The 16,224-nt window shown below is 67.6% G+C and carries 17 protein-coding genes; 12 read left to right on the top strand and 5 right to left on the bottom strand.

All coding sequences use genetic code 11. The features are described 5' to 3' along the window. Window positions 1–35: 35 nt before the first annotated feature. Together rsmB and AC1DYS_RS05000 are read right to left on the bottom strand one after the other, a co-directional pair. The gene (gene rsmB / locus AC1DYS_RS05005; protein WP_477896637.1) at window positions 36–1,361 is read right to left on the bottom strand and encodes a 16S rRNA (cytosine(967)-C(5))-methyltransferase RsmB; all 1,326 of its coding nucleotides are present in this window, start codon (window positions 1,359–1,361) and stop codon (window positions 36–38) included. A gap of 29 nt (window positions 1,362–1,390) precedes the next feature. Further along, window positions 1,391–2,812, bottom strand: coding sequence for an FAD-binding oxidoreductase (locus AC1DYS_RS05000; RefSeq protein WP_477896635.1), 1,422 nt, complete (start codon window positions 2,810–2,812; stop codon window positions 1,391–1,393). Window positions 2,813–2,912: 100 nt separating this feature from the next. Here AC1DYS_RS05000 and AC1DYS_RS04995 point away from each other — a divergent pair, with 100 nt between their 5' ends. The 10 genes from AC1DYS_RS04995 to AC1DYS_RS04950 all read left to right on the top strand — a co-directional run bounded on the left by AC1DYS_RS04995 (window position 2,913) and on the right by AC1DYS_RS04950 (window position 11,466). Beyond that, the gene (locus AC1DYS_RS04995) at window positions 2,913–3,422 is read left to right on the top strand and encodes an RDD family protein (protein WP_477896633.1); all 510 of its coding nucleotides are present in this window, start codon (window positions 2,913–2,915) and stop codon (window positions 3,420–3,422) included. An 11-nt stretch (window positions 3,423–3,433) separates the two neighbouring features. Next, complete coding sequence (locus AC1DYS_RS04990) at window positions 3,434–4,132, top strand: RDD family protein (RefSeq protein ID WP_477896632.1); 699 nt, start codon at window positions 3,434–3,436, stop codon at window positions 4,130–4,132. Continuing rightward, window positions 4,129–5,157, top strand: coding sequence for a stage II sporulation protein M (locus tag AC1DYS_RS04985; RefSeq protein ID WP_477896630.1), 1,029 nt, complete (start codon window positions 4,129–4,131; stop codon window positions 5,155–5,157). The genes AC1DYS_RS04990 and AC1DYS_RS04985 overlap by 4 nt, the downstream gene beginning before the upstream one ends. After that, window positions 5,147–5,875: a hypothetical protein gene (locus tag AC1DYS_RS04980; protein WP_477896628.1), complete on the top strand. Its 729-nt coding sequence runs from the start codon at window positions 5,147–5,149 to the stop codon at window positions 5,873–5,875. Before AC1DYS_RS04985 ends, AC1DYS_RS04980 begins: the two co-directional genes overlap by 11 nt. Continuing rightward, window positions 5,865–6,599, top strand: a complete 735-nt coding sequence (locus AC1DYS_RS04975; RefSeq protein ID WP_477896626.1) for a DUF4129 domain-containing protein — start codon at window positions 5,865–5,867, stop codon at window positions 6,597–6,599. Before AC1DYS_RS04980 ends, AC1DYS_RS04975 begins: the two co-directional genes overlap by 11 nt. After that, complete coding sequence (locus AC1DYS_RS04970; protein ID WP_477896624.1) at window positions 6,596–7,885, top strand: DUF4350 domain-containing protein; 1,290 nt, start codon at window positions 6,596–6,598, stop codon at window positions 7,883–7,885. The genes AC1DYS_RS04975 and AC1DYS_RS04970 overlap by 4 nt, the downstream gene beginning before the upstream one ends. Window positions 7,886–7,893: 8 nt before the next feature. After that, entirely contained in the window at window positions 7,894–8,886 is a 993-nt protein-coding gene (locus AC1DYS_RS04965) for an AAA family ATPase (protein ID WP_477896622.1), read from the top strand. Between the two features lie 10 nt (window positions 8,887–8,896). Beyond that, window positions 8,897–10,252 (top strand): DUF58 domain-containing protein, encoded by a 1,356-nt coding sequence (locus AC1DYS_RS04960; RefSeq protein ID WP_477896620.1) that lies wholly within the window; start codon window positions 8,897–8,899, stop codon window positions 10,250–10,252. A 68-nt stretch (window positions 10,253–10,320) separates the two neighbouring features. Beyond that, window positions 10,321–10,878: a DUF805 domain-containing protein gene (locus AC1DYS_RS04955; RefSeq protein ID WP_477896618.1), complete on the top strand. Its 558-nt coding sequence runs from the start codon at window positions 10,321–10,323 to the stop codon at window positions 10,876–10,878. A 12-nt stretch (window positions 10,879–10,890) separates the two neighbouring features. Then, window positions 10,891–11,466, top strand: a complete 576-nt coding sequence (locus AC1DYS_RS04950) for a cob(I)yrinic acid a,c-diamide adenosyltransferase (RefSeq protein WP_477896616.1) — start codon at window positions 10,891–10,893, stop codon at window positions 11,464–11,466. A 47-nt stretch (window positions 11,467–11,513) separates the two neighbouring features. Here the strand turns inward: AC1DYS_RS04950 and AC1DYS_RS04945 are convergent, their stop codons facing one another. Continuing rightward, window positions 11,514–12,632: a 3-deoxy-7-phosphoheptulonate synthase gene (locus AC1DYS_RS04945; protein WP_477896614.1), complete on the bottom strand. Its 1,119-nt coding sequence runs from the start codon at window positions 12,630–12,632 to the stop codon at window positions 11,514–11,516. Window positions 12,633–12,840: 208 nt separating this feature from the next. Further along, window positions 12,841–14,316 carry a metalloprotease TldD gene (tldD, locus tag AC1DYS_RS04940; RefSeq protein ID WP_477896612.1) on the bottom strand — a complete coding sequence of 492 codons (1,476 nt, stop codon included), beginning with the start codon at window positions 14,314–14,316 and terminating at the stop codon, window positions 12,841–12,843. 163 nt (window positions 14,317–14,479) lie between these two features. Here tldD and AC1DYS_RS04935 point away from each other — a divergent pair, with 163 nt between their 5' ends. Continuing rightward, a complete protein-coding gene (locus AC1DYS_RS04935; RefSeq protein ID WP_477896610.1) occupies window positions 14,480–14,815 on the top strand; it encodes a hypothetical protein in 336 nt (111 codons plus the stop codon). 110 nt (window positions 14,816–14,925) lie between these two features. Here the strand turns inward: AC1DYS_RS04935 and rsmI are convergent, their stop codons facing one another. Then, entirely contained in the window at window positions 14,926–15,837 is a 912-nt protein-coding gene (gene rsmI, locus AC1DYS_RS04930) for a 16S rRNA (cytidine(1402)-2'-O)-methyltransferase (RefSeq protein WP_477896608.1), read from the bottom strand. A gap of 10 nt (window positions 15,838–15,847) precedes the next feature. On the opposite strand from rsmI, the gene AC1DYS_RS04925 reads away from it, so the two are divergent. After that, the gene (locus AC1DYS_RS04925) at window positions 15,848–16,222 is read left to right on the top strand and encodes a YraN family protein (protein ID WP_477896606.1); all 375 of its coding nucleotides are present in this window, start codon (window positions 15,848–15,850) and stop codon (window positions 16,220–16,222) included. The last annotated feature ends 2 nt before the right edge of the window (window positions 16,223–16,224 follow it).

Raw genomic sequence — 16,224 nt, 5'->3', positions numbered from 1 at the left:
CAGTGCTTGTCTGAGTGGTGCAGGGCACGAGCGAATCAGGTGGAGGCCTTGGCCAGCAAAGCGTAGAAGAAGAAGTCGGGCGATGCACCGGAACCGGGCGCGGCGCCGTTGTCTTCATTGTCGGGCAGCGGCAGCAGGTGGCCGGGAGAAGCCGGCTGCGGGGCGAGGCTGGCAGCGCTTTCCCGTTGCAAAAAAGCGTCGATCACCGCCTGGCCCTCGGCCTTGAACGCCGAACAGGTGCAATACAGCAGCCGACCGCCCGGTTTGAGCAGCGGCCACAGCGCGTCGAGCAACTGCGCCTGGGTTCGTGCCAGGGTCGGGATGTCGCTGGCGCGGCGCAGCCAGCGCACGTCGGGGTGGCGACGCACGATGCCCGAGGCGCTGCAGGGCGCATCGAGCAGGATGGCGTCAAAGGGCTGGCCGTCCCACCAGGCGGCAGGTTCGCGGGCGTCAGCCGCCAGCATGTGCGCGCTCAGGCCCAGGCGCGACAGCGTTTCCTGCACGCGCTTCAGGCGGACGGCGTCGCTGTCCAGGGCCAGCACGTCGAGGTCGGCCAGCTCCAGCAGGTGGGCAGTCTTGCCGCCTGGGGCGGCGCAGGCGTCGAGCACGCGCGCGCCGGCAGGCAGTCCATCGCCAATCAGCAGGCTGGCGGCAAGCTGCGCGGCGGCATCTTGCACAGACACGTCGCCCTCGGCGAAGCCGGGCAGGCGCTGCACTGGCTGAGGCGTTGTCAGCAGAACGGCCTGCGGGCCAACCACCCGGGCTTCAATGCCCGCCTCGGCCAGGCGTTGGACATAGTGCGCCGCCGTGCCGCGGCGGGCATTGACGCGCAGCGTCATTGGCGGGTGCCGGTTGGCAGCGCGCAGTACCGCCTCCCACTGGGTCGGCCAGTCGGCCTGCAGGCGTTCGATCCACCAGCGCGGGTGGTTGTAGCGCGCCACCGGGTCGGCCTGCATGGCCGCAATCAGCGCGTCGCGTTCGCGCAGAAAGCGCCGCAGCACGGCGTTGATGAACGGTGCGCTGGCCTTGGTTCGCTGCTTGGCCGCCTCGACGGCCTGGTTGACCACCGTGTGCGGCGCGTAGATGGCGCCCTGGTCGACATCGGGCCACAGCAAGGCCAGCACGGTCAGCAGCAGCGCGTCGACAGCAGGCGGCGGCGCCTTGGGCGCCAGCTTCTGGCGTACGGCCTGGGCACTGCCGAGCGTGCGCATCACCTGGAAAGCCAGCGCCTGCGTGCCGGGGCGGGCCTCGGCCGGGCAGCGTGCCAGGGCCTCGTTGAGCGACTGGCCGGCGCGCACGGCCTGCACGGCATCGGCCGTGTGGCCGATCAGGCGGGAAAGCGGAAGGGAGGAGGAGTTCACCCGCCGAGTCTACGGGCGGGCTTTCCAGCTCAAATGGTGAAGATCTTTCCCGGATTCATGATGTTCTTCGGGTCGAGTGCCCGCTTCAGGCTGCGCATCATCGCCACCGCGCCGGCGCCCGCTTCGTCGACCAGGAACTCCATCTTGTGCAGGCCGATGCCATGCTCGCCGCTGCAAGTGCCATCTAGCCGCAGCGCGCGCTGCACCATCTGGCGGTTGAGCCGCTCGGCCAGCTCGCGCTCGGCGGGCACGGCGGGGTCGATCAGGTACGCGAGGTGGAAGTTGCCATCGCCCACGTGGCCGACGATGTAGTACGGCAGCCCGGCGGCATCGACCTCGGCCACGCTTTCGTTGATGCCCTCGGCCAGGCGCGAGATCGGCACGCAGGTGTCGGTGGTCACGGTGCGGCAGCCGGGTCGCGTCTGCAGGCCCGCAAAGTAGGCGTGGTGGCGGGCAGTCCAGAGGCGGGTGCGCTCTTCCGGCGTGGTGGCCCACTGGAAATCTTCGCCACCGAACTCGGCGGCGATCTGCTGCACCGTGGCGGCCTGCTCCGCCACGCCGGCCTCGCTGCCGTGGAACTCCATCAGCAACAGCGGAGACTCCGGCAGCGTGAGCTTGTCGTGCTTATTCACCGCACGCACGGCGTTCACGTCGAGCAGCTCACAGCGCGCAATCGGCACGCCCAGCTGGATGATCTGGATCGTCGTGCGCACCGCGGCATCGATGCTCGGGAAGCTGCAGGTCGCGGCCGAGATGGCCTCGGGCAAGGGGTACAGCCGCAGCGTCACTTCGGTGATCACGCCCAGCGTGCCCTCGCTGCCCACCATCAAGCGTGTGAGGTCGTAGCCCGCCGAAGACTTGCGTGCGCGCGTGCCGGTGTGGATCACCTCGCCCTGCGGCGTGACCACCGTGAGCCCGAGGACGTTCTCGCGCATCGTGCCGTAGCGCACGGCGTTCGTGCCGCTGGCCCGCGTGGCGCACATGCCGCCCAGGGTCGCATCCGCACCCGGGTCGATGGGGAAGAACAGGCCGCTGTGGCGAATCTCGTTGTTGAGCTGGGTGCGGGTGACGCCGGCCTGCACGGTGACGGTCAGGTCTTCGGCGTTCAGCGAGACGATGGCCTTCATGCGGCCGAGGTCGATGCTCACCCCGCCCTGCACCGCCAGCAAATGGCCTTCGAGCGAGGAGCCGACGCCGAACGGAATCACCGGCACTGCGTGTGCATCGGCCTGCTGCACGACGAAGGCGACGTCGTCGGTGCTTTCGCAGAACACCACCAGCTCGGGAGGCGCCACGTCGAACGGCGATTCGTCGCGGCCATGCTGCTCCCGCACCGCCAGCGCGGTAGAGCAACGCTCGCCGAAGCGGGCCTTCAGCGCGTCGTGCATGGCGGCCGGCACGCGCCGGCGCTCGGCAAGAGGCAACACGTGGGAGGGAACAGCGGCATTCATGGCAATCTCCGGTCTGCGTGCAAAGAGAAGCAGAAAGGCGATTCTGCACCCGGCCGGGCTGGGGCAGAATCGTCCGACAAGACAACGCTCGGGAGGAGCAATGAGCAGCGTAGACAACGATGGACGCTATGCGCCGCCGCGTGCGGCAGTCGCCGATGTACCGGAAGCAACCGACGGGCTGGTGCTCGGCGGACGTGGCCAGCGACTGCTGGCCGCCATCATCGACGTGGTCGCGAGCTTGGCAGCCATCTTCCTCGCCAGCGCCGTCACCCCATGGGCCCCCTTCGCTCAAACTCGTGACTATTTCAGCCTGTCATTTCTCAACCCCGCCATGGGGTTCGTTGTGTTCCTGCTGCTCAACGGCTACCTGCTGGCCACTCAGGGCCGCACCATCGGCAAACGGCTGATCGGCCTGCGCATCGTGCGCAGCGACGGCTCGCCCGTCTCGTTCGGCCGCTTGATCGGGTTGCGCTACGGCGTGTTCAGCCTGCTCAATGTGTTGCCGATCCTCGGCCAGCTCGTAGGCCTCGTCGATTCGCTGTGCATCTTTCGCGCGTCGCGGCGCTGCCTGCACGACGAGCTCGCCGACACCGTCGTGATCAAGGCCTGACTCTCCCGCTCGTGTCGCTCGATACGCTGTACACCGCCGAAACGCCCGAAGGCATCGCGCTGTCGCTGCGGCCGGCCGGCGTGGTGCCGCGCGTGCTGGCCTATATGGTCGACCTGTGTGTGCGGCTGGGCATCTACCTCGCCGTCAGCATGGTGGCGATTCCCTTCGGCGGCATGGGCAAGGGCTTGCTGCTCGTCAGCTACTTCCTGCTGGAGTGGTTCTACCCGGTCGTGTTCGAGCTCACGCGTGCCGGCGCCACACCGGGCAAGCGCGCGTTCGGCCTGCAGGTGGTGATGGACTCGGGGCTGCCGGTCACGCCGGCTGCATCGATCACCCGCAATCTGCTGCGCGCGGCCGATTTCTTTCCGTTTCTTTACGCCTTCGGCCTCGTGTCGATGTTGCTGCGCCGCGACTTCAAGCGCCTGGGCGACCTGGCGGGCGGCACGCTGGTCGTCTACCGCGAAACGGTAGCGCTGCACGGCGAGCTGCCCGCGGCCCCCGCCACCGCACCGGCGCGCGCACTGGCGCCGCAAGAGCAGGCGGCCATCGTGGCCTGGGCAGGCCGCGCTTCGCGGCTGACGCCGGCGCGGCTGGACGAACTCGCCGCACTCGCCCGCTCCATCACGCCCGACCGCCAAGGCGATGCCACACGGCAGCTGCTCGGCGTGGCGCAATGGCTGGTCGGCCACCGCGGCGGAGGGGGCCGATGACCCCGCTGCTGTTCGAAGCGCAGAACGCGCCGCTGTGGAAGGAACTCGAAGCGGCACTTGACCGCGCCGAAAACAAGCGCCCACCCAAGCAGCGTGACAAGACCGCCGCCAAGGCAAAGCTGCCACCGCTCGACGGCGCCCGCCTGGCTGAGCTGTACCGCCGCAGCTGCGAGCACCTGGCACTGGCGCAAGCACGCGCCTACCCAATCCACCTGACGCAGCAGCTCGAATCGCTGACGCAGCGGGCGCACCGCCTGATCTACCGGCGCCACGACTACGGTCTTGTGCGGCTGAAGCAGCTGGTGCTGGTCGACTTTCCGCAGAGCGTGCGGGCGCACCGCTGGTACCTGCTGGCCGCCACGCTGCTGTTCGCGCTGCCGATGCTCGCGGTGGGTTGGGCCACCTGGCGTGACCCGGGGTTCATCCTTCACCTGGCCGACGCCCAGCAGGCCCAGGAGTTCGACGCCATGTACGACGAGAGCGCCCGCGCCTTGGGCCGCACACGCGACGCGTCGACCGACTGGCAGATGTTCGGCTTCTACGTCATGCACAACATCGGCATCGGCTTCCAGTGCTTCGCCGGCGGCCTGTTCGCCGGCATCGGCAGCGTGTTCTTCCTGGTGTTCAACGGCGTGCAGATCGGCGGCGTGGCCGGCTACCTCACGGCGCGTGGCCATGGCGAGAACTTCTACTCCTTCGTGATCACCCATGGCGCGTTCGAACTGACGGCCATCGTGCTCTCGGGTGCCGCAGGCCTGCGGCTCGGCTATGCGCTGCTGGCGCCCGGCCGGCGCACGCGGCTCGAAGCGCTGAAGCACGCGGCCGGCGACGCCATCACCGTGGTCTATGGCGTGATCGGCATGCTGGTCGCGGCGGCCGCCGTCGAGGCCTTCTGGTCATCCGCGCGCTGGCTGGAGCCCACAGTGAAGTACGGTGCGGGCGCCGTTTGCTGGGCGCTGGTGCTCGCCTACCTGGGCTGGCAGGGCCGGCCCGCCAAGGGCAGTGGAGCGCCGGATGCAGGTTGATGCCATTGCCGTCGAGCTGAGGCCCCGCCCGATGTGGGAGGCGGCCGATCTGGGCGTTCGACTGCTGCAGGCTAACGCGCGCTCGGTGTGGCGCAGCTGCGCGCCGGTATACATGATCGTGTTGGCGCTGGCACTCGCGACGGTGGAGATTGCCCCGTGGCTGCCGGGCCTGGTCATCTTCTGGGTCAAGCCCTGGCTGGACCGCAGCGTGCTCTTCGTTCTGTCGCGCGCCGCGTTCGGCCAATCCACCCAGGCCAATGACCTGTGGCAGGCCCAGGGCAGCGTGTGGTGGCGGCAGCTTTTCAGCACGCTGCTGTGGCGCCGGTTCTCGCCGTGGCGCTCGTTCACGCAGCCCATCTACCAGCTCGAGGGCCAACGCGGCTCGGCTCGGCGGCAGCGTCGCACCCAACTGCTGCGCGGCCAGCGGGGAGCGGCGGGCGGCATGCACTTCGCGTTTGCCAATATCGAGATCGCGCTGATGTTCGGCCTGCTGGCCATGGCGATGTTGTTCGCGCCCGAAGATGCCCGCGGCAACCTCTTCACCTGGCTGGCGCGTGACGACAGCATGGGTGCGGCGCTTTGCCTGGCCGGCGCGTACGGCGCTGCCGTGGCCGTGCTTGAACCCTTCTACGTGGCCGCCGGTTTTGCGATGTACCTCAACCGGCGTGTGCAGCTCGAGGCCTGGGACATCGAGCAGGAGTTTCGCCGTGCGTTTTAGGGCGTGCCTGCTGGCCTTGGCGCTGGTGGTTGCCGACGCCGGCTCGGCCGAGCCGGCGTCGGCGCCGACCCGCGAGCAGGTGAACGCCGAGGTCGAGAAGCTGCGCGCCGATCCCGATCTCTCGGGCGTGCACAAGCAGAAGACGCTGCGCTTCATGAAAGACGAGGACAAGAAAAAGAAGGCCGAGCCGAACAGCCTGCCCGACTGGTTGCGCAACTTCGCGCGCTGGATGACCGAGGCCGGCCGCGCCGTGGTGTGGGTGCTCGGCGGGCTGGCCGTGGCGCTCTTCATCGTCGGCCTGCGGCACTGGATCCGTGTGCGGGCCGGGGCGGTGAAGGGGCCGCATGCCGCGCTGCCCAGCCATGTGCGCGACCTCGACATCCGCCCCGAAAGCCTGCCCGATCAGATTGGCGCGGCTGCGGCGGCACTGTGGCAACGCGGTGAGCACCGCGCCGCCTTGTCGCTGTTGTACCGCGGCGCGTTGTCGAGGCTGGTGCACCAGCACGCCGTGCCGATCCGCGCCGCCAGCACCGAGGGCGAATGTGTGGCGCTGGCGGCGGCCCGGCTGGCGCCTGAACGCAGTGCCTTCTTCGGCCGCCTGGTGAGCGCCTGGCAGCTCGCGGTCTATGGCGCGCGCCTGCCCGAATCGAGCAGCGTGCTGGCCCTGTGCGCCGACTTCGATACGCAGTTTCGTGCCGCTCCGGTGGCGCAGCCCGCGGCATGAGCACATTCACGCTGAACCGCGATTGGCTGCTGCGCGGCTTGCTGGCGCTGCTGGTGGCGGGCGCTGTCGCATGGCTGGCGTCGTGCACCGAGTGGGTCGAGGTCGAGGTGCCCATTCCCGCACGCGGCGAAGCCGCGAAGAACGACCTCTACGTCACGCAGCAGCTCGTGCGCCGGCTGGGTGCCACCGTGGCCACACCGACGAGCTTTGCCGAGTTGCCGCCGCCCCGCGCCACGCTGCTGCTGAACTCCTGGTACTGGGACCTCTTCCCTGAACGCGCGCAGCGGCTGAAGGCCTGGGTCGAGGGCGGCGGCCACCTGGTGATGTACGCCGGTGACATCAACCACAAGCAGCTGAAGGCCTGGCTGCCGATCCAGCGCGTCGACCCGCCGGCCAAGCCGCGCAAGCCGGCGGCCAGCGCGCCGGCAGCTTCGGAGGACGACGACGAAGACGCGGACGAAGAGGACGACATGCCGGCGCCGAGCGCAGCGCCCGCTTCGTCTCCTGGCATCTTCAAGGCGAACACGCCCCCTTGCCAGGACGGCCACGAGCCCGACACCGTGCCCAGCAGCTACCCGGGCCCGCGCCAGCCGTTCAAGGTGTGCGCCTGGACGCGCTTCGGTTGGACCATGCGAGCCGCCGTGACCCCGTCGTGGCTGCTGCAGGGCGATGACGGGCCGTTGGCAATGCGTGCACCCCTGGGCCGCGGCCAGGTCACGGCCTTGATGGCCTCCAACCTGCTGAGCAACGACCGCGTGCTGCGCGGCGACAACGCCCTGGTGGCCGTGGCCGCACTGCAGGCCCGCCCCGGCAGTGAAATCTGGTTCGTCACCGAAGAGAAACGCCCGCACCTCTTGCGCTGGCTATGGCAAGAAGCCTGGGTCGCGGTGCTGCTGGCAGCCGCCACGCTGGCGCTCGCGCTGTGGCGCAGCGCACGCCGCTTCGGTCCGCTGGCACCAGTCACCACGCCCGGCCGCCGGTCGATGGCCGAGCAGATCGCCGGCACCGCGCAGTTCCTGCGCCGCGACGGGCCTGAAGCCCTGCTCGCCGCGCAGATCCGCGCACTGGAAACGGTGGCGCGCAGCCACGTGCGCCACTACGACAAGCTCGGCCGCGGCGAGCGCGCCCTGGCCATCGCAAAGGCCACCGGCTTGAATGCCGAGGCGCTCGGCCTGGCGCTGGACAAGAGCCTGGCGCGCCGCCGCGTCGACCTGCCCGCCACCCTCGAATTGCTCGAAACCGCGCGCCGCCTGCTGCTGCAGCGCGACCCCACACCCCGAAGATAAGGAAGCCCATGCAGATCAAACCCACAGACCTGAGCCGCGCGGCCGAGTTGCTCGACGAGTTGCGCAACGAGGTCGGCAAGGCGGTGGTCGGCCAGCAGCAGGCGGTCGGCCAGATCCTGGTGGCGCTGGTCGCCTCGGGCCATGTGCTGATCGAAGGTGTGCCAGGCCTGGGCAAGACGCTGCTGGCGCGCTCGCTGGCGAAGGCCATGTCGCTCAGCTATGCGCGGGTGCAGTTCACCCCCGACCTGATGCCGTCGGACATCACCGGCCATTCGGTGCTCGAGTCGCGCGGTGACGCTGGCACACCGATCGGTTCTCTGCGCGTGCATCGCGGGCCGGTGTTCACCAACCTGCTCCTGGCCGACGAAATCAACCGCGCGCCGGCCAAGACACAGAGCTCGCTGCTGGAGGTGATGCAGGAGTACCAGGTCACGCTCGAAGGCCAGACGCTCGCATTGCCGCGGCCCTTCATGGTGCTGGCCACGCAGAACCCGATCGACACCGAAGGCACTTACCCGCTGCCCGAGGCGCAGCTCGACCGCTTTCTGTTCAAGATCGACATCGGCTACCCGCCGCACGACGAAGAGACCGCCATCGTCAAGCGCACGACCGAGCAGCAGACGGGCGACCAGTTTCCGCTGGAGGCCATCAGCCCCAAGCTCGACGAACGCACGGTGCTGGCACTGCAGCGCATGGTGGCKTTCATCCGTGTCGATGACAAGGTGCTCGACTACGCCGTGCGCATCGTGCGTGCCACGCGCAGTTGGCCGGGCCTGGCGTCAGGCTCGGGGCCGCGCGGTGCGATTGCCCTCGTGCGGGCCGCGCGCGCCACCGCGCTGATGCAGAACCGCGACTTCGTGACGCCGGACGAGATCAAGCAGCACGCGCTCGCCGCATTGCGCCACCGCGTGCAGCTGGCGCCGGATGCGCAGCTCGAAGGGCGAGAGGTCAGCGAACTGCTCGCGGCGGTTCTCGACAGCGTCGAGGCCCCTCGCCTCTGAGCTGAGACGAATGCGCCAGATCATTCCCAGCCGGCATGCGGTGCTTGTGCTCGCCGCGGCGAGCACGGTCTGCGCCATCGCGCTCGCCATGGGTGCGGCCCTGGCAGATGTGACGCTGGCGGCAGCGGTGTCGCTCGGCGTGGGCATTGGCGGGGTGGCGATCGACGTGTGGCGCACGCTTCATGCATGGCGCCACCACCCGCTGCACACCGTGCGGGCACTGCCGGACGCGCTGGCCCTGGGCGTGCCGCGCGCGATGACGCTCACGCTGGTGAACGATGGCCCGCTGCCCTGGGTGGTCGATCTCTTCGATGAAGTCGACCCTCGGCTCGATTTCGAAGGTCTGCCGCTACACCTGGAGCTGCCCGCAGGCAAGAAGCTCGAGCTGCGTTACACCGTCACGCCGCGCCAGCGCGGGCCGGTGCAGCTGGGAGCGACACAGTTGCGGCTGCGGTCACGCGGCGGCAGCTTCGAGTTGCTGCGCACCATCGGAACGGGGCAGCGCCTGCATGTCTACCCGAACTTCGCCGCGGTGGCGCGTTATGCATGGCTGGCAGGTGACCGGCGGCTGGCGCAGATCGGCATCAAGACCTACCCGAAGCGCGGCATGGGCACCGACTTCAAGCAGCTGTCGGACTACAAGGTCGGCGACCCTATCCGCCACATCGACTGGAAGGCCACGCTGCGCCACCAGCGCCCCATCGTGCGCGAGTTCCAGGACGAGCGCGACCAGTGCGTCATCTTCCTGCTCGACTGCGGGCGCCGCATGCGTGCCGACGAGGGCGTGGCAAGCGTCGACGGCAGCCACTTCGACCAGGCGCTGAACGCGCTGATGCTGCTGAGTTACGTGGCGCTCAAGGAAGGTGACGAAGTGGGCGCCCTCACCTTCGGCAACGCGCCGGGCCAGCAGCGCCGTTTCGCGCCACGCAAGGGAGGCGCGACGCTGAATGCGCTGATGGCGCGGCTCTACGACATCGAACCGAGCGCCACCCACTCCGACTACCTCATGGCCGCGCAAGACCTGCTGCGTTCGCAGCACAAGCGCGCACTGGTGATCGTGCTGACCAACTTTCGCGACGAAGACGCGGCCGAGCTGACTCCCGCGCTCAAACTGATGCGCACGCGCCATCTGGTGCTGGTGGCCAGCCTGCGGGAACGGGTGCTGCGCGAGTTGAGTACGCAGGCCATGACGCAAGACCAGCACGCCATCGAGGTGGCTGGTGCGCATCTGTTCTCGCAGGCGCGCAGCGACGCGTTCCAGCGCGTCGTGGGGCGTGATGCGCTGTCGGTCGACGTGGAGCCCGCGCAGCTGGCGGTGAGCCTGGTGAACCGCTATCACGCGGTCAAGCGCTCCGGGTTGCTGTAGCGGCGACGGCTGGCTAACATGCTTCGTCGCGGTGAGGCGACATCAATCAACACACAGGGAGGCGTTTCATGTCCGCAATCAATCCATACACCCCGCCGCGCGCAGAAGTCGCGGATGTTCACACCAGCTCAGGTGGATACCAGGAGGTGAAGCTTTGGTCGGCTGCAGGGCGTGTCGGGCGCTTGCGGTATCTCGCTTACATCTCCATCGGTTACCTGGCCATGTTTGTCGTGGGTCTGGTGGGTGGGCTGATTGCTGGCTTTGCAGGTTCACCAGGCGTCGTTACCGTTCTGATCGGTTTGGCTGCCATCCCCTACGTGATTTTCTCGATCCTGATGCTCATCCAGCGCACGCACGACATGGGCTGGTCAGGATGGGCAGCCTTGCTGACCTTGATTCCTTTTGTCGCCTTCGTGTGGGTGTTCAAAGCCGGCACACCGGGAGACAACCGATTCGGTGCACCGCCTCCACCGAACACGCTGGTGGTGAAGATCTTTGGACTGATCTTCCCGGTGATCGCGTTCATCGGCATCATGGCTGCCATCGCATTGCCGGCCTACCAGCAGTACAAGATGAGAGCCAAAGCCATGCAGCAGCAGGTGCAACTGGAACCGCTGCAGAAGTAAGAACCTCAGCCCATGGCCAACCGACTCACGCAGATCGCCACGCGCACCGGCGACGATGGCACCACCGGCCTGGGCGACGGCACGCGCGTCGCCAAGGACCATCTGCGCGTTCAGGCCATGGGCGATGTGGACGAGCTGAATTCACACATCGGCGTGCTGCTGGCCGAGCCGCTGCCCGAGGGTGTGCGCGAGTTGCTCGTGGTGATCCAGCACGAACTCTTCAACCTCGGCGGCGAACTCTCGATCCCGGGTTATGAGCTGCTCAAGGGCGCCGCGGTGCTGCGGCTCGACGAAGCGCTGGCAGAACACAACGCCACACTTCCGCGTCTGAAGGAATTCATTCTCCCGGCCGGCACGCGCAGTGCGGCCATTGCGCATGTGTGCCGCACGGTGGCGCGACGTGCCGAGCGTGCAGTGGTGGCACTCGCCGCTGTCGAAACCGTGCGCGCCGAGCCCCGTCAGTACCTCAACCGGCTCAGCGACCTGCTCTTCGTGCTGGCCCGCGTGCTCAACCGCGCCAACCTCGATGGGCTGGGCGGTGACGATGTGTATTGGCAGAGCGAGCGCTTGGCTCGCGACTCGGAATAAGCGAGCGCCTCGCACGCGACGAAGACGGGGCGGGCTGACCCCGCCGTTCAACCGCGGCGCTGTTTGATGGCGCCGTGCAACACGTCCAGCACCGTCAGCGAATCGTCCCAGCCGATGCAGGCGTCGGTGATGCTTTGCCCGTAGGTGAGTTGGGCCGGGTCGTCCTTGCCGGCGCTGAACTTCTGCGAACCGGCCTTCAGGTGGCTCTCGACCATCACGCCGAAGATGCGGCGTGACCCACTGCCGATCTGCGAGGCCACATCGCGCGCCACGTCGATCTGGCGTTCGTGCTGCTTGCTGCTGTTGGCGTGCGAGCAATCGACCATCAGCGTGGTGGCCAGCTTGGCAGCTTCGAGGTCGTTGCAAGCGGCTTGCACGTTCGCAGCGTCGTAATTGGGCGCCTTGCCGCCGCGCAGGATCACGTGGCAGTCCTTGTTGCCCTTGGTCTCGACGATGGCGACCTGGCCGTTCTTGTGCACCGAGAGGAAGTGGTGCGGCCGCGCAGCCGCCTGGATGGCGTCGGTCGCGATGCGGATGTTGCCGTCGGTACCGTTCTTGAAGCCGATGGGCGCCGACAGGCCCGAAGCGAGCTCGCGGTGCACTTGGCTTTCGGTCGTGCGCGCACCAATGGCGCCCCAGCTGATCAGGTCACCGATGTACTGCGGCGAAATCACGTCGAGGAACTCGCTGCCGGCCGGCATGCCCAGGCGGTTGATCTCGGTGAGCAGTTGCCGCGCGATGCGCAGGCCTTCGTCGATGCGGTAGCTCTCGTCGAGGTAGGGGTCGTTGATGAGGCCCTTCCAGCCGACGGTGGTGCGTGGCTTCTCGAAGTAGACGCGCATCACGATCTCGAGCGTGTCGGCGTACTTCTCGCGCTGCTCGCGCAGCCGGCGAGCGTATTCCACCGCCGCGACTGGATCGTGGATGGAACAGGGGCCGATGATGACCAGCAGGCGGTCATCCTTGCCCGACATGATGTTCTTGATGCGCTGGCGCGTTTCGGCGATGAGCGTCTCGGCCGCGGTGCCGCGAATCGGGAAGAAGCGCACCAGGTGCTCGGGGGGTGGCAGAGGCATCACGTCCTTGATCCTTTCGTCGTCGGTCTGGCCTGTCTTGTCGATGGGTGCAGACCAACCCTCGGCGGCGCTGGCGGACTTGGCATTCATGGCGGATTCCTCGCGGTGACGTTGTTGACTTCTTCAGGGGCAAAAAAAAACCGCCGGGGCATCCCGGCGGTTTGGTGAGTTCGGTGCGTTGTCTTCAGCCTACGCGCTCGCCTCTCCTCCGCCGGTGCGGTGCGAGAACCAAAAGTAGGCAAAGAAAAAGCTGGAGAAACGCATGGCGCGGAATGTAGCACGCTCCGGCTTCAAGCCGTCAAGCGGTTCCACCGACTGTCAGGCGGTCGATGCGCAAAGTGGGTTGGCCGACGCCGACCGGCACGCTCTGGCCTTCCTTGCCGCACACGCCCACGCCGGTGTCGAGCTTCATGTCGTTGCCGATCATGCTGACGCGCGTGAGCGCATCCGGCCCGTTGCCGATGATGGTTGCGCCCTTCACCGGGTACTGGATCTTGCCGTTCTCGACCCAGAAGGCTTCCGAAGCCGAGAACACGAACTTGCCGCTGGTGATGTCGACCTGCCCACCACCGAAGTTGGTCGCGTAGAGGCCGCGCTTCAGCCCGGCGATGATTTCTTCCTTGGTCTTGTCGCCGCCCAGCATGTAGGTGTTGGTCATGCGGGGCATCGGCACGGCGGCGTAGCTCTCACGCCGGCCGTTGCCGGTGGGCGCCACACCCATCAGGCGGGCGTTCATCGAGTCCTGGATGTAGCCCTTCAGGATGCCGTCTTCGATCAGCACGTTGCGCTGGCTCGCGTTGCCTTCGTCGTCGACGTTGAGCGAGCCGCGACGGTCCGGGATGGTGCCGTCGTCGAGCACCGTCACGCCCTTGGCGGCCACGCGCTGTCCGATGCGGCCGCTGAAAGCGCTGGAACCCTTGCGGTTGAAGTCACCTTCCAGGCCATGGCCGATGGCTTCGTGCAACAGCACGCCAGGCCAGCCCGGGCCGAGCACCACACTCATTTCGCCGGCCTTGGCAGGGCGGGATTCGAGATTGGTGAGCGCAGCCTTCACGGCGTCGTCGACATAACTCTCGATCATCGCGTCGTGAAAGTAGCCCAGGCCGAAGCGGCCACCGCCGCCACCGGAGCCCACCTCGCGGCGCACTTCGCCAGCGATGGTCTGCTCGGCAATCACGGTGACCGACAGGCGCACCAGCGGGCGCACGTCGGCCGCCAAGGTGCCGTCAGCACGCGCCACCAGCACCACGTCGTATTCAGCGGCCACACCGGCCATGACCTGCTTGATGCGCGGGTCCTTGGCCCGGGCGAGTTTCTCGACCTTCTCGAGCAGCGCCACCTTCTGCGTGCTGTCGAGCGTGGCGATCGGGTCCATCGGCGCATACAGCACGCGGCTGCCGGCGATCTGGTGCTTGCCGGTGATCTTGACACTGCGGCTCTGCCCAGAGGCGGCGATGGTGCGCACCGTTTGCGCCGCATCCAGCAAGGCGGCTTCGGAGATGTCGTCGGAATAAGCGAAAGCCGTCTTCTCGCCCGCCACCGCGCGCACGCCGACACCTTGGTCGATGCCGAAGCTGCCCGACTTGACGATGCCTTCTTCCAGGCTCCACCCCTCGCTGCGCGTGTACTGGAAGTACAGGTCGGCGTCATCGATGCGGTGCTCGGCGATCGTTGCCAGCGCCCGCGACAGCGTCGCGTCGGTCAGGCCGAAGGGTTCGAGCAACAGCGACCTGGCGACCGCCAGACGCTCGAGGGTGGGTTCGCGGGAGATCATGGGCTCATTGTAGGAGTCGCGTTGCACGCAGCGTAGCCCAAAGACCCTGCTGTGCCGTTTCACAGTTCTTTACCTTGAAGCCAGTCTGCCGCGGGTGACGGGCCTTCGTTGTAGGGGTGTACGCACACAAGCCATTCACAGAGTCAACCATCAAGGACACACCATGTTGAACATCAAGACCCTGGCCGTCAGCGCCACCCTCGCCGTCGCCAGCATCGGCGCCTTTGCGCAGGCTGCAACGGCTCCGGCCACCCCGAAAGTCGACGCCCGCGAAGCCAACCAGGAGAAGCGCATCGAGCAGGGCGTTGCTTCCGGCCAGCTGAACGCCAAGGAAACACACCGCCTGGACAAGGAACAAGCTGTGATCGCCAAGGCCGAAACCAAGGCGAAAGCCGACGGCAAGGTGACCAAGCACGAGCGCCGCAAGCTCAACAAGATGCAGAACGCTGCGAGCAAGGACGTTCACGCCCAAAAGCATGACGGGCAGACGGGGAAATAAGGCCCCCCAGTCGCTGCGCTCCTGCCCCAAGGGGCGCCGCCTGGCGGCCCGGCAAAGCCGGCTCCGCGGGCGTTGCTGGATGAGCGAGTCGCTTTGCTCTCGCGTTCGATTCAACCGTTATCGGCTTCGGCTTTCAGCGCTAGCGCTCTTGCGTAGAGGGCATTACGTGCTGCTCCTGTGAGTTCGGCAGCTAACGCCACAGCTTGCTTCAGGGGCAGCTCGGCTAGCAGAATGCGCAGCGTGGCATCGTGAGCCGCAGCATCGTCGACAACGACCGGCTTGAGCGCATGCACGACGAGCACGAACTCGCCACGCGAGCGATTCGCGTCGGCGGCGAGCCAGGTTGGCAGCTCCGATGCAGGCATGGTCGACACCGTCTCGAACTGCTTGGTGAGCTCGCGGCACAGTGTCACGCTGCGTGCCGGGCAGGCTTCGGCCAAGCCTTGCAGCAAGGACTCGATGCGATGCGGTGCCTCGAACAGCACCTGGGTGTCGTTACGCTGTGCCAGCGCCTTCAAGGCTTGCGTGCGCTCTGCTCCGCGAGTGGGCAGAAAGCCGGTGAACACGAAGCCAGCACCGACTGCATCACCCGCCACGCTCAGCGCCGTGAGGGCACTGCTGGCGCCAGGCAGGGGGATGCAACGGTAGCCGGCCGCTTGGGCGGCCGAGACCAGCGCAGCGCCCGGGTCACTGACCGCCGGCGTGCCCGCATCGCTGATGTACGCCACGCGCTCGCCACGGGCCAGCCGCGCGAGCACGTCGCGCGCAGCCGCGCGCTCGTTGTGTTCGTGCACGGCGAGCAAGGGCTTGTCCAGGCCCAGGTGGCGCAGCAGCGGTGCGCTGTGGCGCGTGTCTTCGCAGGCCACCGCATCGACCAGCGACAGCACGTGAATGGCCCGCAGGCTCATGTCGGCAAGGTTGCCGATCGGCGTGGCGACGATGTACAGCGCCCCTGCGGGATACTGCTGCATGCCTGCGGCCGCCTGGGCCGCTTGCAGCATCAATGAGGGGGCGGTGGTCACGGCGGTGGGAATGTCCAAACAGACGACAAAGGGGACAGGCGACGAGGCAGAAGCGCAGGCTCTGGCACACCTCACGCGCCACGGCCTCAAGCTGCTGCAACGCAATTATCGGGTGGCCGCCGGCCCGCACGCGCGAGGCGGCGAGGTCGACCTGATTGTGAGCGAGCGCGACGGCACCCTGGTGTTCGTCGAGGTGCGCGCACGCGACAGCGCCAGCCACGGCGGCGCGGCGGGCAGCGTGACGCGCAGCAAACAGCTCCGTGTCATTTATGCGGCGCAGCATTACCTGTTGCAGTTCGCCTCGCCGCCGCCTTGCCGATTCGACGTGGTGGCGATCGAGGCCGATGCCTTGCAGTGGTTTCGCGGTGCATTCGAGGCGGAGTGAGC

The sequence above is a fragment of the Rhizobacter sp. P2_G4 genome (genome assembly GCF_056403575.1).
Note: the sequence above shows the minus strand (reverse complement) of the source record. Positions and strands in the feature narration are given on the sequence as shown.